The following is an 18,195-nucleotide window of genomic DNA, read 5'->3' as shown; positions in this document are numbered from 1 at the left end:
GGCTTTAAATATTAAATTTATTTTCAAATTTAAAAAAGTCGTGATTATAAAACACGACTTTCTTATATTAAACTATTTTTTTAAATTTTCTTTTATTTCTTCTCCTATCAACTCTAGTATTCTATCTAATAATTCCACAATCTCCTCATCATCTTCTGACTTCACACCTGTTTCCAATATTGTCATAGGCGTAGAACTGCAACATTTTCTTGTAAGAAGTATAACTTTTGTATGAACTTGATGATTTACTATATCTTCAAAGGTTAGATCTTCTTTATCTATAGAAGTAATAAGTCCCATTAATCCATTATGTACTTTTACATCTATACCGTTTTTTCTAATTGCTTTTAATTCCGCTTTTACTACTTTCATTTATTTTCCCTCTCCTATTATATATAGATAGACTTTATCAAAAATTATGGATTTTTCAACTAGCAGCACAATTACTAGTGTTTTATTGTAGGTGCGAACAGTGTTCGCCAGTTCTTTTTAATACGTCTTATAATTTAGTATTTATTCAATAATATATGGCGAACATTTTTCGCCGCTACGGCTAATCAACTCTAAATTTCTCAGTTACCACTGAGAAATATCCATAATTGTGAACTGTGAATTGTGAGTTCAATAATCTCAACTATGATATTAATAAATACTAATTATTTTCACATATATATTAATTTTAGAATTGACATATATATAATGTTTTCTTACCTTTTAATAACTTTTATTTAAATAGGTTGCTTTTACTTTTTCCACCTTTTTCTTTTGTAAAAGCAATAAAATTGCAATTCCTATTAAATATATTATTGTTATTACAAGTCCTCCTTCTGGCCCAAAGGCTCCACCATTTACTATAGTATCTGTTTTATTTGTAAAGGTAAAAATACTTCCACCCATATTGCCTCCTCCACTTACTAAAAAACCAAAAACATTTCCTTGAGCCCAGTTCCATGATGAATATAATGCACATACACCCCATAAACTATCCTCATACATAGCATAAAAAGCTGCAAATACTCCAAATAATATTAGATTCACAATAGCTAACGGACTAATTCCACTATTTAATAAATGTAAAAATCCAAATATAGATGAAGATATTAAAATTCCTACAGGAATATTAATTTTCGTCCCTAATACTGGTAAGGCATATCCTCTCATCATTATTTCTTCTGTAGCACCTTGTATTATCCATCCAATAATCATAAATAAAAATCCAAATATCATTGAAATATCATTGAAAATTAAATCTCCCTTTGATACTTCTACTTCGCCTAAGAGCATTAACATTATAGCAGACAGTGCTATCATTAAAAAACCAAATAAAAAACCTCGTATATATTTTTTAAAGGCTCCATCAAGATGGAAACCCATAGTAACAATAGATCTTCTTTCCACAAACTTAACCCATAAAAAATAAATCAAAACAGTACTTCCAAAAGATAATATAAGCTGCAATCCCCCACCAAAGCCACCGCCAATTTTACTAATAAACTCATTAATACTTTCTCCTGGATTATTAATAAGATATATTCTATAAGCTATTCTAATTATTGGTACTGTAATAAAACGAGAAAGAAACATAACAATTATAGGCATAAGTATTACTAGAATTGGATTAGTAATTCTTTCTCCTTCTCTAACTTCTTTAAATAATCTTTGTTCTTTTGAATATAGTTTTATTCCCATAAAATCCCCCTCTAATTTTTTAAAATTAATTGTCTACTATCAATAGTCAATTGATTAAAACACTTTTATCTTTCTTATAAAGTAAATTAAAACATTTTTAATTTTAGTCATGCATCTACATATTTTAATCTTACATAATTATTCCATATGTTTTAAGTTTTTTCCTTCTAATTCTTATTTTTTGTATAAATTTTACATATGCCTATTATTAAATAAATCTAGCTATATAAGAAAATATACATATTCAATATAGAGCTTTGTTTTATGTTAAACTATTTATAAAATCAAAAAAGTAGAAGTTGCTTATCTTCTACTTTTTTAAGATCTATATTTAAAACTATCTAAATATTGATTAAAATTCTTTTTTCTTGTAAATATTTAAAGATATAGCTAAAGATAATAGATATATAAACAATACTATACATATAATAACTATTCCAATTTGAGTATCTGATAATGATAATATCTTTTCTTTTATAGATAATATAAAAGGATTATTAAAGTTAATATTATCATTTATTAATTTAATTATTATAGGAGCAACTAGAAATAACATAAATATCCCCATATTTAAATACCTAAGTTTAGCATAACCATATTTAAAGTATAGTGGAAAATTTATTGCCATGAAAATTGTAAGTGTGGATATAAAGCCAACAATATGCTCTATCTTCATGTTACCTTGCACTTTACTTAATCCTATAGAAGACATTATAAATGCACCACCCATGGTTAATATAATTGCTATTGCACCAAAAATTATCACAGATAGATATTTAGCATATACTATGCTTTCTCTAGATACAGGTAATGAATTTAATAGAAATTCACTATTATTTTTATCATCTTGTCCTAATCCACCTAGTAAATACATATATGAAAGCATCATTGGTATCATAACATATGCGCCTTCACCTAATGTACCAAAGAATAAAACTCCTGCTAATGCATATATTAATATAAATTTTATATTAGTTTTTTGTACTACAAAATCTTTAATCACCAAATTCCACATGGTTTAATTCCCCCTTACATTGTAAACCATAATATCATCTATAGTTGGTCTTTCTATAATAACTTTATTTCCAAAGATTTTTTTTGTTTTTTCTTTATTTGAGGTTAGTGCTTCAAATCCAAATTTATTTTTTTTAACACCAATAAATTCTTTCTCTATGTCTCTATCTAAAAGATCATTATCTCCTTTAACTATTCCATAGCTTTCAATTATACTGTCCTTTTCCTCTGAAAAAACTATCTTTCCATTATTTATAAAAGTTATATAATCTGCTATTTTCTCTAAATCCATAGTTATATGGGAAGAAAAAATAAGAGATTTATTTTCATCTTGGATTATATCTCTAAATATATCTAAAATTTCTGCTCTTACTACTGGATCTAATCCTGAAGTAGGCTCATCCATTATAATAAGCTCTGCATTATGAGATAATGCTAATATAATAGAATATTTCATCCTCATACCTTTAGATAATTCCTTAATTTTTTTATCTCTAGGTAGTGAAAATTCATCCATATATTTTTTATAAAGTTTCTCATCCCATCTCTTATAAAAGGGAGCTATTATTTTTTTCATACTTTCACAAGTTAGCTCCTCGTAAAAGTAGCTATTATCATAAACAAAACCTATTCTTTCCTTAATTTCTTTTTCATCTTTTACAGAATCCAATCCGAAAACCTTAATATATCCACTATCTTTTCTAATCAAATTCATTATAAGCTTTATAGTTGTGCTTTTTCCTGCACCATTAGGACCTATAAAACCCATAACATATCCTCTATCTAAATTAAAGCTCACATTATCAAGTGCAAAATCATTATATTTTTTGGAGATATCTTTAATCTCTAAAATTTTTTCCATATTTATTCCTCCTCGTAAACTAAATCTATCATTTCCTTTAGCTCAACTGCTGAAATATTTAGTGCTTTTCCTTCTTGAACTACTTCTGTTATCTTTTCTTCTAGCTCTTTAAGTCTCTTTTCTCTAATGAATTCACTATTTTGTCCAGATACAAAAGTTCCTTTTCCTCCTACTGTTTCAACAAAGCCTTCTTTTTCTAGTTCTTCATAAGCCCTTTTTGTGGTTATTACACTAATTTGAAGCTCTTTTGCTAAATTTCTTATAGAAGGAAGAACTTCACCTGGCTGTAAAATCCCATTAATTATATGAGCCTTCACTTGGCTCGCTATTTGTTCGTAAATCGGCTGCGATGACGAATTAGATATTATTATATTCATAGGTTCCTCCATTATTAAAGAGTATATAAAGTATATACTGTACATATTCACTATACACAGTATATACTTTTCTAATATGCACTGTCAATATGTTTTTTATAAAAAAACCAATAAAAAAACAGAGTTATTAAACTCTGTTTTAAAATAATTTCTCATAACAAAATATTAAAATTTATATATAATATACATTACCCCTAATAATAAAAGCAATGTAATGAAAATTATAATAAAAATTTTTCCTTTGAATTGTTTATTAGGAGTACGGCCATAAAATCTACCGTTTTGCCCATTAATCAAGCAGTAATAGGTATCATATTTATAAGAATACTTACAAACCCATACTGGAACTAGTACTTCATGGCTAGATGTCTTAATTATTTCATGTGAATTTATATTATTAAATTTCTTTTTCATCTCTTTAGTATTGACTTTAGCAAGCCCACTATTTATAAACATCTCTAATTTTTTTAGTATTGCACCTCTATAGTGTTGAAGGCATTCTTCATAATTTTGAGAAAAACTCTCTTTAGTTCCCTGTTTTTTTTCATATCCACTAATTGACATTCTTGAAAAATCAAAAGGTGCTATTTGATCCATATCATATCTATGAAGTATTTTAGATGCAAACATAGTATAATCTTTTGTTGTGAATTCTTCATTCTTTGAAATTAAAGTACTAACTCCTCTTCTAAGTCCATGTCTTTTTTGCACTTTTATATTATAATCTGCACTAACGTTTAAATCACAAACATAGCAAGGTGCATAATGGGCATTTATCTCCATTAACTTAACATCCTCTTTAAAACCTAAAGGTGTATTTTTTCTACTATTAACCCATTTATAAAATATTTCTTCTATATTTTTTTCTTCTAATATCTCAAAATCAATGATGTATATCTTTTCATCCATATATTTTTACCCCTATAAAATTATCATCTCCCCCAATAATTATCGTTAAAATCTCATATTTCTTTAATGTGCCTTTTCCTTCTTACGATTCTTTATATAAAAAATCCTTCTAGATAGAACCTAGAAGGATTTGTAACTATATTAAATCTTATATTTCTTACTTTGTCATAAATCTATATTTTTGTCCAATAGGATTTTCTTTTCCTTCTGATACTTCTTCCATAAACATATCATAAAGTCTTACCAAAAGCTTATATTCTCCATGAAATGCTCTATAAGCTATTTTTCCTTACCTCACCTACATAATATCATAAACTATATTAGTGCAGCGAACTTCTCCTTTATTTAAGTTCCAATAAATTCTTACATTAGGATTTCTAGTTGAAAATTTCTTTATTAAATTAACTATTTCATATATATATACCTGTTCAATTTCCCCATCAATTTCTTCAATTTTAGAATATTCAAATTGTCTAGTTTCTATATTAAATATATATATGTGATCATAGTTATGAATTTGCTTAACTAAAACTTTTCCATTATTATCTACCAAATACCATGATACTGGAAGATCATCATTTACATACTCTCCTGGAATAGTTTCTATATATATATTTCCACTTTCTAAATTATGTGCGACTCCACATCTATACTGTAATAGGTTCTTATCATATTGATTTTCTACATTACAATCAATCCTTTTTAACACAATACCACGCCTTTTGTTTATATTTATAAAATTAATATTCTATATGTTTATATAGAGTTCTACAATAAAAATTCAACTTATACATGATTTTAATTTCCATAAAAAAATTCTTTTCTATGAATACAAATTAAGAATTAAATATACGAATTATGGCTAAAACTTTAAAGTCTTTGGAGTTTTTTAAAATAAATTTTATTTTAGAAATTCACCTTTAGTGAATTTTTTCCTAGATTCTTCATTCTTAATTATTAATCCTTAATTTCTAAGAATTTAAACTATTTTTATAGAAAATTTATTTACCACAATATATTTTAAGTTTTTATATTGTATCTATATATATTTACCCTACTAAAAACTATTTATACTGATTATTAAAGAAAACAAAGCTTACTAAAAATTTTTCATTAGTAAGCTTTATTCTTATATTTTAATATTTAATTTCACTATCCATATTAAATTCATCTTTTAAAATTCCCATAATTATATAATCAGTGTACTTACCATTAATATAAAAAGCTTGTCTTCTTCCTTCTTCTTTAAAATCACATTTTAAATAGCATTTATATGCTCTAATATTATAATCATGAACAGATAGTTCTAGTTTATTTAAATTCAATCTATTAAAAGCATAATTTTGAAGTAATTTTATAGCCTCATAGCCATAACCTTTACTCAAAAAGTCTGTTCTTCCTATAACTATGCCTATATTTGCTACCCTATTTTTCCAATCTATTTTTAACAAATCTATTTGCCCTATATATTCTTCAGTTTCTTTTAAAGCTATAATAAAATTAGCAGTATTACTAAGAAATATTCTCAAGAATGGAATTTAAATAATTTTCGGTAAAATTTAATGTATCAGGAGACAAAAATATATCTGATAACATATCTGTTATCTCATGATTATTTACCCATTTTCTTATACAAGGTAAATCTTCTCTTTTATATTCCCTAAGGATAATATTCTTTCCATATAATCTTGGCATAAATACTCCCCCTTAAAAGTAAAGTTATAATTTATATCATAGTTTCTATAAAACTATATATTCCTTTGTTTATTTTTATAAATTTACAAAAATAAAAGAACCCTAAAAAGAGTTCTAATTATTTTTTTTGTTTTTTATGTATTCAAGTATATCATTAAACTTTCTAGATGTAACATTAGGATAAGCTTTTAAAAGAGATTTATGCTTAAGCTTTAATCTACTCATAACTTTTTCGCTATACTGCTTAAAATTAGCGTTCCTAAAATCAAGTTTGGAATTGATTTCCTCTTTTCTCTCTCCTATATTGTCTCTCATATCATTAATATTATCAAATAATCCATTTTTCATCTCTATTAGATTTTCCCTAAATTCATCAGCAATATTATTTAGTTCCCTTAATATATTATTAAATTCTATTAAATTGTTAATAGTTAAAGTAAAATCTACTACAAATAGGATTAATATAAATGTATATAATGATTCTGATAAAAATGGAGGTATGGAATAAACTAAAGCTTCTATCCTTGGATGTATTATTCTCATTACAAAAATACTTATAACTCCCCAAAAAAGAGAAAATTTTAAACAAACATATCCTTTTATATTAAATTTCTCATCAGTATAATCCCACCATCTGGCTCCAAATAATTTTTCTAATAAATACCCTGTAACATATTCTATAATACTAGCTAATATAAATCCTCCTAAAAATAAATAAAATGGATTATTTACTACAGGAGTTAGAAACCAAGCCATTAGAGCTCCACAACTTCCGTATATTGGGCATATAGGTCCATGTAAGAATCCCCTGTTTACAAATTTTCTACTTGAATATAAATGATATAATACCTCTAAACACCATCCTAAAAAGCTATAAATTATAAAATAAGAAAAAAGATAATAAAAATTAAAACCTTCCATAAATTACCTCCTAATTTCTTCCTAACTAGCTCCGTTGTATTTTAACATATGTGAACCTCTAATTCAATAATAGTAAAAACAATGGGTATATATAATATTATCATACTTAAATAAATTTATTATTAAATTCTTATCTTCTATATTGAAACTTACTTCAAATAATAATTTTTCTTTTATTTTCGCATTGATAAAAGAAAAAGATGGTCACTAAAAACTAGCACCATCTTCCTTATTATTTAAGTTTTGATTCTATTATTTCTTCTATTTGATCAGCTTCTTTATCTATAATTAATATTACATAATTTCCAATAGATTTTATTTTTCTATTTTTAACAAGTTCATATTGATCTGGTAAGTAACTTGACCATTGTTTATCTAAATCTTCTCCACGTTTTTCAACTGACTTTTTAATATCTTCAACTTTAGAGCTATCTTTAACTTTTATTATAGCTAATTCATTAGACTTAACATTCATCATTGCGGTTTTAATTTCCGCTTCTGCTACATCTTCTGGATTTATATAATAATTTTTCTCTAAGGTCTCATCTTTAGGTAAATTTACTATATTTAAATCAACTTTTTCTTCTATTGCAGCTATTATATCAGCTACAGGAATATCTTTAATTGCACCTTCATTTCCTTTTTTTACACATCCACCAAAAGTAAACATTATCAATAGTGCTGATATTAAGGTAATTAATCTTTTCATATGTTCTCCTCCTTATAAATAAAATTTAGCCATCTTAAAAAATAAGTAATTAAAAATGCAAAATAGATAATCATACTTACTAGTTATTGTTTTAAATATGTCTTATTTATACATCTAAAACATATACGAAGATAAATTTAATAAAGTTCATTTCTATGATATATTTTTTTAATCTTGTAAGAGATAATAGACTTAAATTTATTGACTTTAAATTAACTTATGCTGTTTTCTTTATAGCTTCTTCAGTATCAAGAAATTTATTGGAAGAGATTTTTACTCCTATAGCTCCAAGTGGAGCTGTTATTAATATAGATAAAAACGCTATTGCTAACATAATATCTCCAGATGCTACTCCCGCTGATAAGGGCACTGCTCCAATAGCTGCCTGTACTGTAGCTTTAGGAATATATGCTATTACACAGAATAGCCTTTCCTTTAGATTTAAATTTGTACCAATAGTACAAATAAATACTCCTATACTTCTTCCTAAAAGCCCAAATAATATTATCAGTATACCTAAAAATCCAGCATCTATAGCTATTGATATATTGACCTGAGCTCCTACTAATACAAATAAAAATATTTCTGCAAATATCCACATTTTATTAAATTTATCTGAAAGCGCTTTCCCTATAGCATTATTCTTTTCCGTTATTACAAATCCAATAGTCATAACCCCTAATAAAGTAGCAATCTCTATTTTATCTTTTAATATTCCTTCTAAAGAATTTAATAATATTGCTGAAGCTAATACCAATAAAACCTTTTTAGTATCTCTAATTTTAAAAGTTTTAAATACTTGAAGTAGTATTATTGAAACAATTATACCAAGTAAAATTCCTAATAGTATTGATAGTGGTATTTCTAGTACCTTCAATCCTAAATTCACTTTGTTTCCCCCATGCATACTTAAAAAAGAAGTAAATATAGTTATAGCAAAGACATCATCTATAGATGCTCCTGCTAATATTATTGTTGGTATTCCCTTATTAGTACCAATTTTATTTTCAATAAGTTCTAACATAGATGGTACAATTACTGCTGGTGAAACAGCAGCTATTATAAATCCTAATATCCCTCCTTCTATAAAAGTAAAGCCTAATAATTTTGTACATATGATTGCAATGAATAATCCCTCTATTATCCCAGGAATACAGCTAAATTTTATAGCAGTAATCCCAACCTCCTTAAGCTCTCTTTTATTAATTCCAAGTCCTGCCCTCAGTAATATAATAATAAGTGCAATTTTTCTTATATCAGGAGAAATTGTTAAGATACTATTACTTAATAAATTTAATCCATAAGGTCCAATTATTACTCCCAAAATTAACATTCCTAATAATCCTGGCAATTTGATTTTATTAAAAATACTATTTACTATAAAACCTAATAATAAAATTAGTGCTAGACTCGTAGCCATATAAAACCCTCCTTAAAAATCTTTAAATATCTAAACTTTATAAATTATTATGTAAATAATAGGAATAAAATAAAAAACTCCTACAAGATAGACTTTTGTCATCTTGTAGGAGTCATTAGCATTTCTGCGATTATGGTGAACTCCATCACCTTGTGATATTATTGAATATATGAGATGCATATAAAGTTACATCATTATCAGTATATAATTTAGCAATTTATATGTCAATAATAAAATAATTAAAATTATAAAATATTAATCATATATGTCTGAAAATTCTAAATTTACTCTATCCTCGTGACTATTTATAAAGCTCTTATCAGAATTATCTTCAATAGCGCAAGCTCCACAAGGAATCTCAATAATAAAAGAACTTCCTACATTTACTTCACTTTCAATATGGATTTTTCCCCCATGCATCTCTACTAATGATTTTGTTAATGAAAGTCCTATTCCACTACCTTCTTGATTTCTTGTAAGGAGATTCTCTACTTGTCTAAAACGTTCGAATATTATTTCCTGCTTGTCCTTAGGAATTCCCACTCCTGTATCTCTTACTATAATTTTAACTTTGCCTTTTTCATCACGTATATCTACATAAATAGTTCCACCTTTAGGTGTGAATTTGACAGCATTAGAAAGTAAATTTAATATAATTCTCTCCATTTTATTTGGATCAAAACAAGCTATTTTCTCCTCTATTTCTGTATCAAAAATAAGACTTATATTCTTTCTCTCTATATAATTAGCTACAGACATTGTAATATCTTCTATAAATTCTATTATATTTAGACTTTGACATTGAAGATTAAAATATCCAGCATCTATTTTTGTAATGTCAATTAAATTATTTATAAGCCTTAATAATCTCATACTATTTTGTTTTAGTGCACTCATTCTTTTATATGTAGTTTCATTCTTATATATTATGCTTCCATTTTCTACATACATATCATGAAGTTGAAGTGTACTTAAAATAATATTTAAAGGAGTTCTAAGTTCATGAGATATATTAGCAAAAAACTCTGTTCTTAAATTTTCATATTCTATAGCTTTTTTATATAATTCATTTTTATATTCCATTTTAACAAATAATAAAATTACAATTAAACTCAATATGGCAATGATTAAAATTATCGCTGCCTTAATCTCTGTAGGAATTTGCTTAAATACAGAGGGATGATTCATTATAACTGCATTACTTGGTAATTCTTTAGTTTTTATGGAGCATTTTCTCATAACATCATAATTAAATATATATTTAAAGTCTTTATCCATTACAGGTTTTATTGTTTTTACTTCTTCCCCATTTAGTACTCTATAACATATAGTTCCGGTAGCTTGTCCTATTTTGATTCCCTCTAATATTATTCCTCCCAATACTGCCTCACTAAAATAAGGTTCAACCCACGTATATAATGGTGCTTTTGTATAATTAACTATAATATTAGCGATATTTCTTCTGTTTAATATTTGATTATTTCTATCCTTATAAACTCCATAAATGAAATTTATACTATTTCTCTCACTTCCCTGTAATTTATTAATAACTTGTTCTATATTATCAGTTTGGATTATGTTAAACTTAAAATCCTTGTATTTTTTTCTATATTTTTAACTTCATTTATATAAACTGTAGATGTTTTACTATTATCAAATAAAAAGTTTAATACTTTTGCATCACTATGAAGCTTTAAAGCAAGCTCAACAGTGTTGGTTATCGGCTGTTCTTCTTTTACACCTGTAGAAAAGTTTTTTAATGTATCATTTATTTCTATGTTTAGATTATTAATGCTAGTATACACAACGGGAGTCCCATAAAATATTTCCTCGTAACATTGATTAAAAGCTTCAAAAGCTTCATCATCGCATACAACTATTAAATCATATTTTTGATTTTTAAATTTTATAGCGTAATTTTTTATCATTTGTTCTGTATCAATAGCATTTTGCTTGCTATCCAAATATTCAAAATTATATTCTATTTTTTTAAAACCTTTATCTAATATATTTTTTATTCCTGAAAAAATACTAGCTTCCCAAGGTTCGTCAAAGTGATAGGAGTTAATTATCAATATCTTCTTATTATCAGAATTAGAATCTAATGAATATGCTTTAGTTGAAAAATTTGTACATATTATTAATAAGACTATAAAACATATAACTAATTGTTTTATTTGATTTTTCATACTGCCTCCATATTTTCACTAAGTTTCTTACAATATATTGGTATTATGTATTTTTTATACTGTATCAATTACCATTATACTACAAAACTAATGACATGAAAATGTTAACATACGATTAAATAAATGAAAATATCTGTTTACAATTAAAAAATTTTTTTAATTTACTTTTTTTAATTTTTTTCATGGGTTTTTATGATTATCTTATGTCTAAGTTAGTGTAACTATGTAATTTAATTTTTTATAAGCTAGCTTAAACTTTAATATTTTATTTATTTCAATTTATATATAAATACGTTTTAAGATAAATATTAGGAGGATTATCATGAAAAAACTAGGAAGTACTACAGTTATATTAGGCTTTATAGCCTTTTTCATAATTATGCTATTAATATATTTAGATTTTCAAATTGGGAAATCTCTTATAAATTATTGGCCTATATTATTTATCTGTCTTGGTAGTGAATTGTTATATGAAAGTAAGGATACAGAGGATTTACATAATATAAAATACAATAAAGGTATTTTTTTAATCATACTTTTATTTTTATGTGCTCAAGGCTATTACAATATTCATGACAATGCAGAAAATAATATCTCTGAAAATAAGTATGGTATAACTGTAGATAATATATTTACATATAGTAATACTTTATCAATTTAAAACAATAGAAACTCATAAAATTTTATATAAAATAAATTTTTTAAATTTATCCGTGGGTTTTTCTAAATTATGTTGTCTAAATATATGAAAGGAAATATTAGGAGGAGTGTTATGAAAAAACTTGGAAGCAATACCGTTGCAATAGGATTTATAGCTTTTGGTATAATTATGTTATTAATACAGCTAGACTTTCAGATCGGAAAATCTCTTATAAATTATTGGCCAGTATTATTTATATGCTTTGGCGGTGAATTGCTATATGAAAGCAAAAAAAGAGACAATTTTGGTATGATGAAATACAATAAAGGAATTTTTTTAATTATTCTTTTATTTTTATGTGCTCAAGGATATTATAATATTAAATGGCACGTAGAAGCTAACCTTCCTGAATATAGACATTTTATAAATGCAAATGATATGTTTTTTAATTCTATGGGTATAAAAGCAGATACGGTTATTCAGGGAGAAAATACAAAATTAATATTTAATGCACATAATGCAGATTTGCAAGTAGTAAAAAGTGATGATAAAGTAGTAAAATTTAATGGGCTTATATTTAAAAATTCTCATACTGATGAAGGTGTTACTACTTTAAAATCTCAAGTAGATAAAGGAGTTATTACAATAAATGCTAATACTGATGATATATATAACGTGGTTGGAGTTTTGTATGTGCCTAAGAACCTTGAAATCACTTTTAATGTTGATAGGTTAAAAGTAAATGCAGAGGAAGGTGTAGTAATTAAATAATTTGGAGTGATTAATTTTGGAGGAAAAAGAATTAATAGATAGAATACGAGATGGAGATAAGGACGCATTTGTAGTATTTGTAGACAAATATAAGAAAAAAATTGTTTCCCTATGTTACTCCTATACCTCTGATTACGGTGAAGCCGAAGATTTATCTCAAGAAGTTTTTATAGCATTTTATAAAAATATAAGTAACTTTAGAGGAGATAGCTTGGTATCAACTTATTTATATAGAATAACTATTAATATATGTTTAAACTTTAAAAAGAAAAATAACCTAAAGAGTTTTTTAGGAGGACTTTTTAACGTTCATAAAGAACATAGTTTAAATTTAGACGATAAGACCTATGTAAGACAATGTATTAGAGAACTTCCTGAAGATTTAAAAAACGTTATAGTACTTTATTATTATATTGGTCTTAGTTATAAAGAAATCGGTGACATTTTAGGAATTTCTGAAAGAGCAGTTGAAGGTAGGTTGTATAGAGCCAAGCAAAAACTTAAGGTTAAATTAGAAAAAGGAGAGGTAGTACTATGGAGCAACAAAGGGACTATATGAGTGAATTGTTTAAGCGTTGTGATAATGATTTTACAATAAGCAATAATTATAATAACAACTTATTAAACAAACTTGAAGAAAGCAATAAACCTGTAGAGGTTAAAATAAAAAATAAATTTTTAAATTTCTTTTATAAGAAAAAAGAAGGCTTTAGTCTTATATTTAGTGGAGTTTTAATGCTTTTAATAAACTCTTTAGGTCTATCTTCAAAAGTAGCAGAATTTTTTATGAGACTAAAAATATTATTTTTCTTAGGATAATAAATAATATAGGAGGATTATTATGATATATAAAAGAAGAAGCAATTTCTTAAACTTTATATTTGCATGTATACCTGGTGCAGGATATATGTATAATGGACTTTTAAAAAGAGGATTAGAAGTATTATTAGGATTTGGATTTATAATTTTACTGGGTGATTTTTTACATTTAGGTATTTTAGTACCAGCAGTACTTATCCCCTTTTGGTTTTATACTTTCTTTGATACCTTTAATGTAAAAACAAGATTAGATCATGGTGAATATATTGAAGATAAATTTATACTTTTAGATGATCCTTCAAACTTTAAAATTTCTTTTAACAAATTAAATCTAAAAGTAATAGGAACTATTTTTGTAATTATTGGATTTTTCTCTGTATTTAATTTGATAATAAATGATATTGCTACCTATTTGCATTTAGATATAGATTTATATAGACTTTATTACACAATAAGATCCTATTTTGTACCTATTTTATTTATAGGTTTTGGACTATATCTTTTAAGAAAAAATAAAAGTAGTAAAGATTATAAAAAACTATTAATTAATCCTGAAAATGCAGATGAAGAAAATCGTGGTTAATCACCACGATTTTTTTAATTACTGATTATTTTTAAAATAGAGTTTTTAAAATTTAGCTTTTATTATTTCATCTACAGATATTTTTTCACCTTTTAGTATCTTTGCAAAAATTCCTTCTCTTGGCATTATACAATCACCTATACTATGAAATATATTAAATTTATTAGTAGATATTTAAGTTTCAGATATTATATTTCTATTTAATAATAACGCTATGAGCTTCAAAGAAACTCTCTATACTTTCCTTTGATGCTAATTTATCTTTTAAAACTTCCTTTTCCCATAATAATTTATCCTCAGCATATTTTCTTAAATCTTTTCCATAAAAATCTTCAACTTCTTTTCTTGAAATATTAAATGATAATTGATTTTCTGTATGCAAGCTTAATTCTATATTTTCTACATTTTTAATTAATATAAATAATGTAGTAATGTTATTCAAAAATATTTTTTTAGCATTTTTATCATTGAAGTATTTGTGTAAATCCTCTTCTTTTATATTTGACTGTTCTTTATATTCATAATCTACCTTTATACTGTTATTCGTCAATGAAAATTCCTTTATAAACATATTTCCAGGCAAAATTGAAAGAATTCCTCCTACCTTACTATTATCACCAACATAAGAATCTTTATATTTTAATAATTTCTCTATATCTAACTCATCTACACTATATACGTCTCTTTCATAATTATTATCTTTAATTTCGCTACTTTTACATCCTATCATAAATAGCAGTGTAAAAAGTAAAGTAAAAACTAAAAGAAATTTCTTCATTTTTATATCACCTCATTTATTAATTGTATTTAAAAGAAAATAACAAGCCAAAAATATTAATATATTTTCTATAAGACAAAACATCAGGCTTTAGTAAATCAATCTGCTATAAAATAAGTTAACATATTGGCTTATTATTTTTCTTTATTTTCATCCTCTTTACTTTTACGCCTAAAAGTAAAGATAATTAAACTTTTCTATAACTTAATTTATTTTAGTTCTATATCAAAACCTTCATAAATTTCTATTACTTCGTCAAAATTCAAAGTACATATGTCATATACTTTATTCTTATCTAAAGATTCAGTTTCCCAAATAAAACTATAAGCTTTTCCATCTATCTGCTTAATCTTATCAAATTCTCCCCATATTTCATTTCCTTTATCGTCAATAAAGAATATATTAGAGTATTGGTATAGTGGTGCAGTACCTTCTACTTTATAATGAACTAAGGTTTTTTCTTTTAAAAACTCTATCTTATCTATAGTAAGTTTTCCTATTTTTCCTTGAGACAATTCTATAGGATATTTACTATTAATCTTTTCTGATACTACAGTTCTAGTAGCATCTTCCGAATTTATATATTTATATGGTACCACTTTAAGCTTTTTAGGTATTTTTTTAACTGGATCAAAAATTAACTCTCTTTTAAAATTTTCTCCAGAGCTTGATCCTCCTGCACTCTTACTTTGTATTTGCATATTACTATCATCAAATAAAAACCATTCATTATCTTCCTTTTTATTATCACTTAAATCTTTATAAACTCCAATAATTGATATATTAGTATTCATAGGAGTAAGTGATATTTTCTCTATAACTACATCCTCATTAGGTAAACTTACAGATTTTAGAGGAGTAAATATATTATATTCTTTAGCTATATTTTCTTTTCCAATTCCAGAAACATCAAATTTAAAATCCCAATGTCCTTGTATATTACCTATTCCAGATATTCCTAAGTCTAGTTTAAAACTTTTCGGTATATCTTTATCTTCCATAAAATGAAAACTTTGATAAGCTATATAGGTATTTTCATTAATAAATTCCCCCTTTTGGCTTATACCACTGCCATAATCTCTATCATTTATTTTAAATTTATCTATTCTTATATGAGGATATTCAATATTTTCTTCAAATTTCTTATTGTTTTTTATAGTATAAGCTATTGTTACGCTGCTATTATCAGTAACTATCTCATTGATGGTTACTTCTATTCCTTTGTAAGTTTTAGATATATTTATATCTTCACTATATTTAATATAGTTTTCTCCCATATTAAATACTTGATTTAACTTTTCAAAAACAGAATTCAAAATAGGTATATCCTTTGCCAATGTAGGATTTATTGTAAATAGCCCTATACCCGCTGTTACAACAACACTTGCTGCTACTATACCTTTAATATTCTTCTTCCTTTTTCTTTCTGGTAAATTCTTTAAAGTTCTATCTATAGAATTTATTATATTCTCTGGAAGATTAATAACTTCTTCGTTAATCTCATCTCTTAATAATTTATCAAATAATTTCTCATTCATTACACTATCCCCCTATACTCTAAATGTTCTTGAAGCTTTGATCTAGCTCTAGACAGTCTAGATTTTACTGTCCCCTCAGGTATATCTATTATCTTACTTATATCTTTAACAGATATATCTTCATAATAAAAAAGTATAGTTGGAACTCTCAATTCCTCTGAAAGCTTATTTATAGCTTCTCTAACCTCTAATTTCCCATGATTATCTTCTACCCCATCTTCTTTTAATTTATCAATAGGAACAATTCTTTTTTGAGAATTATAAATCTTCCTACATTCGTTAATTAATATTTTTATAATCCAAGTTTTGAAATATTGATCTTTCTTAAGATTTATTATACTTTCGTAAGCTTTAATTATAGTTTCTTGTATGGCATCTTCACAGTCTTCATCATTAGATAATATTCCCTTAGCTACTCTATAAAGACTTTTTTCACAGCTTTTAATAAGAGATATAAAAGCTTTTTTATCACCTTTTTTAGCCAATTTTACTTCATATTCTAAGGATTTATTTATATTGTCTTTCATTACTAATTCCACCTTGCTTCCTCCCTCCACAACTATTAGATAAACTATATAGGGGATTGGTTCACTGAAATATAAAAAAATTATTATTTATAGTTTTTTCTTATTGTAAAAAATGAGACTGTTTTAGAATTAACTTAAAAAATTAATTCTAAAACAGTCTCTAATTAAATTTTATTATATTGAAGATAAATCTTCCGATTCATCAAATTCTTACTTTTGTTTATATTTCTTAATAGTGAGTCTCTTTCCTTAAAGTATTCATATATACTTTCTATAACAAATAAAATAACAATTGCATTTATACCTGTAACAATAGTAGAAATAGCTCTACTCTTTACTCCATAACATATAGTAAATACAACTATTGAAACAATAATTGCTATTAAAAATTTAAAAGTAGAATCTTTTAGTACATATTGTTTTTTTGTAAAAGTTTTTGAACTGTTATTTAAAAAGATATCTTGAATTAACTCTTGGCTTTGAAGAACATTTTTCTTGCTTCTATCACATTCACCATATTGCTTAATAGAATTTATATCTTCAAAGCGATCTGCCAAAAAATTATAAATTTTAGCAGTTCTTCTTTCTTCTGTTGTAGAGCTGTGGTTTATTAAAGCTTCCTGATAATTATTAAGCTTTACTTCTGCTATATACTTACCAGTTGATAAACTTTTTCTATACATATTATCTAAATATGCCTCATTAAATTTTGAATTTTCATATAAAAACATCAAATTAGTACATCCCTTCAACT

General features: G+C 25.3%; 24 protein-coding genes and 1 riboswitch. Of the genes, 5 read left to right on the top strand and 19 right to left on the bottom strand.

Annotated features, from left to right (window positions below; genetic code table 11):
- Positions 1-72 precede the first annotated feature (72 nt).
- The 15 genes from ACY1IQ_RS09140 to ACY1IQ_RS09070 form a co-directional block, all read right to left on the bottom strand.
- A complete protein-coding gene (locus ACY1IQ_RS09140) occupies positions 73-372 on the bottom strand; it encodes a hypothetical protein (RefSeq protein ID WP_461613651.1) in 300 nt (99 codons plus the stop codon).
- 342 nt (positions 373-714) lie between these two features.
- Positions 715-1,689: a CPBP family intramembrane glutamic endopeptidase gene (locus ACY1IQ_RS09135; RefSeq protein ID WP_461613650.1), complete on the bottom strand. Its 975-nt coding sequence runs from the start codon at positions 1,687-1,689 to the stop codon at positions 715-717.
- A 352-nt stretch (positions 1,690-2,041) separates the two neighbouring features.
- Entirely contained in the window at positions 2,042-2,704 is a 663-nt protein-coding gene (locus tag ACY1IQ_RS09130) for an ABC-2 transporter permease (RefSeq protein WP_461613649.1), read from the bottom strand.
- 3 nt (positions 2,705-2,707) lie between these two features.
- Positions 2,708-3,565, bottom strand: a complete 858-nt coding sequence (locus ACY1IQ_RS09125; protein WP_461613648.1) for an ABC transporter ATP-binding protein — start codon at positions 3,563-3,565, stop codon at positions 2,708-2,710.
- 2 nt (positions 3,566-3,567) lie between these two features.
- A complete protein-coding gene (locus ACY1IQ_RS09120) occupies positions 3,568-3,942 on the bottom strand; it encodes a GntR family transcriptional regulator (protein ID WP_461613647.1) in 375 nt (124 codons plus the stop codon).
- Between the two features lie 165 nt (positions 3,943-4,107).
- Positions 4,108-4,851 carry a hypothetical protein gene (locus ACY1IQ_RS09115; RefSeq protein WP_461613646.1) on the bottom strand — a complete coding sequence of 248 codons (744 nt, stop codon included), beginning with the start codon at positions 4,849-4,851 and terminating at the stop codon, positions 4,108-4,110.
- 157 nt (positions 4,852-5,008) lie between these two features.
- Positions 5,009-5,134, bottom strand: a complete 126-nt coding sequence (locus ACY1IQ_RS09110; RefSeq protein WP_461613766.1) for a DUF1653 domain-containing protein — start codon at positions 5,132-5,134, stop codon at positions 5,009-5,011.
- A 15-nt stretch (positions 5,135-5,149) separates the two neighbouring features.
- Positions 5,150-5,560 (bottom strand): hypothetical protein, encoded by a 411-nt coding sequence (locus ACY1IQ_RS09105; protein WP_461613645.1) that lies wholly within the window; start codon positions 5,558-5,560, stop codon positions 5,150-5,152.
- Between the two features lie 427 nt (positions 5,561-5,987).
- Complete coding sequence (locus tag ACY1IQ_RS09100) at positions 5,988-6,302, bottom strand: GNAT family N-acetyltransferase (protein WP_461613644.1); 315 nt, start codon at positions 6,300-6,302, stop codon at positions 5,988-5,990.
- Between the two features lie 61 nt (positions 6,303-6,363).
- A complete protein-coding gene (locus tag ACY1IQ_RS09095) occupies positions 6,364-6,546 on the bottom strand; it encodes a hypothetical protein (RefSeq protein ID WP_461613643.1) in 183 nt (60 codons plus the stop codon).
- Positions 6,547-6,660: 114 nt separating this feature from the next.
- Positions 6,661-7,467, bottom strand: coding sequence for a putative ABC transporter permease (locus tag ACY1IQ_RS09090; protein WP_461613642.1), 807 nt, complete (start codon positions 7,465-7,467; stop codon positions 6,661-6,663).
- A gap of 232 nt (positions 7,468-7,699) precedes the next feature.
- Positions 7,700-8,176 (bottom strand): DUF4358 domain-containing protein, encoded by a 477-nt coding sequence (locus ACY1IQ_RS09085; protein WP_461613641.1) that lies wholly within the window; start codon positions 8,174-8,176, stop codon positions 7,700-7,702.
- A 217-nt stretch (positions 8,177-8,393) separates the two neighbouring features.
- Positions 8,394-9,596, bottom strand: a complete 1,203-nt coding sequence (locus ACY1IQ_RS09080) for a cation:proton antiporter (RefSeq protein ID WP_461613640.1) — start codon at positions 9,594-9,596, stop codon at positions 8,394-8,396.
- Positions 9,597-9,695: 99 nt separating this feature from the next.
- Positions 9,696-9,755, bottom strand: a riboswitch (Fluoride riboswitch).
- Between the two features lie 96 nt (positions 9,756-9,851).
- On the bottom strand, positions 9,852-11,102 hold the full coding sequence (locus ACY1IQ_RS09075; RefSeq protein ID WP_461613765.1) for a sensor histidine kinase: 1,251 nt from the start codon (positions 11,100-11,102) through the stop codon (positions 9,852-9,854).
- 68 nt (positions 11,103-11,170) lie between these two features.
- The gene (locus ACY1IQ_RS09070; RefSeq protein WP_461613639.1) at positions 11,171-11,785 is read right to left on the bottom strand and encodes an ABC transporter substrate binding protein; all 615 of its coding nucleotides are present in this window, start codon (positions 11,783-11,785) and stop codon (positions 11,171-11,173) included.
- A 322-nt stretch (positions 11,786-12,107) separates the two neighbouring features.
- On the opposite strand from ACY1IQ_RS09070, the gene ACY1IQ_RS09065 reads away from it, so the two are divergent.
- The 5 genes from ACY1IQ_RS09065 to ACY1IQ_RS09045 all read left to right on the top strand — a co-directional run bounded on the left by ACY1IQ_RS09065 (position 12,108) and on the right by ACY1IQ_RS09045 (position 14,598).
- Positions 12,108-12,446, top strand: coding sequence for a hypothetical protein (locus tag ACY1IQ_RS09065; protein ID WP_461613638.1), 339 nt, complete (start codon positions 12,108-12,110; stop codon positions 12,444-12,446).
- 111 nt (positions 12,447-12,557) lie between these two features.
- Positions 12,558-13,196 (top strand): LiaF transmembrane domain-containing protein, encoded by a 639-nt coding sequence (locus ACY1IQ_RS09060; RefSeq protein ID WP_461613637.1) that lies wholly within the window; start codon positions 12,558-12,560, stop codon positions 13,194-13,196.
- A 16-nt stretch (positions 13,197-13,212) separates the two neighbouring features.
- Positions 13,213-13,755 (top strand): RNA polymerase sigma factor, encoded by a 543-nt coding sequence (locus ACY1IQ_RS09055; protein ID WP_461613636.1) that lies wholly within the window; start codon positions 13,213-13,215, stop codon positions 13,753-13,755.
- Positions 13,731-14,015: a hypothetical protein gene (locus ACY1IQ_RS09050; protein WP_461613635.1), complete on the top strand. Its 285-nt coding sequence runs from the start codon at positions 13,731-13,733 to the stop codon at positions 14,013-14,015. The genes ACY1IQ_RS09055 and ACY1IQ_RS09050 overlap by 25 nt, the downstream gene beginning before the upstream one ends.
- A 22-nt stretch (positions 14,016-14,037) precedes the next feature.
- Positions 14,038-14,598 carry a hypothetical protein gene (locus tag ACY1IQ_RS09045; RefSeq protein WP_461613634.1) on the top strand — a complete coding sequence of 187 codons (561 nt, stop codon included), beginning with the start codon at positions 14,038-14,040 and terminating at the stop codon, positions 14,596-14,598.
- A gap of 196 nt (positions 14,599-14,794) precedes the next feature.
- Here ACY1IQ_RS09045 and ACY1IQ_RS09040 read toward each other — a convergent pair whose 3' ends face one another.
- From ACY1IQ_RS09040 to ACY1IQ_RS09025, 4 genes are all read right to left on the bottom strand, one after another.
- The gene (locus ACY1IQ_RS09040) at positions 14,795-15,376 is read right to left on the bottom strand and encodes a DUF4825 domain-containing protein (protein ID WP_461613633.1); all 582 of its coding nucleotides are present in this window, start codon (positions 15,374-15,376) and stop codon (positions 14,795-14,797) included.
- A gap of 209 nt (positions 15,377-15,585) precedes the next feature.
- The gene (locus tag ACY1IQ_RS09035) at positions 15,586-16,914 is read right to left on the bottom strand and encodes a DUF4179 domain-containing protein (RefSeq protein WP_461613632.1); all 1,329 of its coding nucleotides are present in this window, start codon (positions 16,912-16,914) and stop codon (positions 15,586-15,588) included.
- Positions 16,914-17,453 carry a sigma-70 family RNA polymerase sigma factor gene (locus tag ACY1IQ_RS09030; RefSeq protein ID WP_461613631.1) on the bottom strand — a complete coding sequence of 180 codons (540 nt, stop codon included), beginning with the start codon at positions 17,451-17,453 and terminating at the stop codon, positions 16,914-16,916. The genes ACY1IQ_RS09035 and ACY1IQ_RS09030 overlap by 1 nt, the downstream gene beginning before the upstream one ends.
- A 152-nt stretch (positions 17,454-17,605) precedes the next feature.
- A complete protein-coding gene (locus ACY1IQ_RS09025; RefSeq protein WP_461613630.1) occupies positions 17,606-18,193 on the bottom strand; it encodes a hypothetical protein in 588 nt (195 codons plus the stop codon).
- Between the last annotated feature and the right edge of the window lie 2 nt (positions 18,194-18,195).

Source organism: Clostridium sp. Marseille-QA1073 (assembly GCF_054863625.1).
This window is presented reverse-complemented; position numbering and strand designations above follow the sequence as displayed.

Excerpts from the sequence above, each read along its gene's own strand:
- ACY1IQ_RS09140 (WP_461613651.1), bottom strand. The coding sequence starts at position 372 with ATGAAAGTAGTAAAAGCGGAATTAAAAGCAATTAGAAAAAACGGTATA.
- ACY1IQ_RS09135 (WP_461613650.1), bottom strand. The coding sequence starts at position 1,689 with ATGGGAATAAAACTATATTCAAAAGAACAAAGATTATTTAAAGAAGTT.
- ACY1IQ_RS09130 (WP_461613649.1), bottom strand. The coding sequence starts at position 2,704 with ATGTGGAATTTGGTGATTAAAGATTTTGTAGTACAAAAAACTAATATA.
- ACY1IQ_RS09125 (WP_461613648.1), bottom strand. The coding sequence starts at position 3,565 with ATGGAAAAAATTTTAGAGATTAAAGATATCTCCAAAAAATATAATGAT.
- ACY1IQ_RS09120 (WP_461613647.1), bottom strand. The coding sequence starts at position 3,942 with ATGAATATAATAATATCTAATTCGTCATCGCAGCCGATTTACGAACAA.
- ACY1IQ_RS09115 (WP_461613646.1), bottom strand. The coding sequence starts at position 4,851 with ATGGATGAAAAGATATACATCATTGATTTTGAGATATTAGAAGAAAAA.
- ACY1IQ_RS09095 (WP_461613643.1), bottom strand. The coding sequence starts at position 6,546 with ATGCCAAGATTATATGGAAAGAATATTATCCTTAGGGAATATAAAAGA.
- ACY1IQ_RS09090 (WP_461613642.1), bottom strand. The coding sequence starts at position 7,467 with ATGGAAGGTTTTAATTTTTATTATCTTTTTTCTTATTTTATAATTTAT.
- ACY1IQ_RS09085 (WP_461613641.1), bottom strand. The coding sequence starts at position 8,176 with ATGAAAAGATTAATTACCTTAATATCAGCACTATTGATAATGTTTACT.
- ACY1IQ_RS09080 (WP_461613640.1), bottom strand. The coding sequence starts at position 9,596 with ATGGCTACGAGTCTAGCACTAATTTTATTATTAGGTTTTATAGTAAAT.
- ACY1IQ_RS09070 (WP_461613639.1), bottom strand. The coding sequence starts at position 11,785 with ATGAAAAATCAAATAAAACAATTAGTTATATGTTTTATAGTCTTATTA.
- ACY1IQ_RS09065 (WP_461613638.1), top strand. The coding sequence starts at position 12,108 with ATGAAAAAACTAGGAAGTACTACAGTTATATTAGGCTTTATAGCCTTT.
- ACY1IQ_RS09060 (WP_461613637.1), top strand. The coding sequence starts at position 12,558 with ATGAAAAAACTTGGAAGCAATACCGTTGCAATAGGATTTATAGCTTTT.
- ACY1IQ_RS09050 (WP_461613635.1), top strand. The coding sequence starts at position 13,731 with ATGGAGCAACAAAGGGACTATATGAGTGAATTGTTTAAGCGTTGTGAT.
- ACY1IQ_RS09045 (WP_461613634.1), top strand. The coding sequence starts at position 14,038 with ATGATATATAAAAGAAGAAGCAATTTCTTAAACTTTATATTTGCATGT.
- ACY1IQ_RS09040 (WP_461613633.1), bottom strand. The coding sequence starts at position 15,376 with ATGAAGAAATTTCTTTTAGTTTTTACTTTACTTTTTACACTGCTATTT.
- ACY1IQ_RS09035 (WP_461613632.1), bottom strand. The coding sequence starts at position 16,914 with ATGAATGAGAAATTATTTGATAAATTATTAAGAGATGAGATTAACGAA.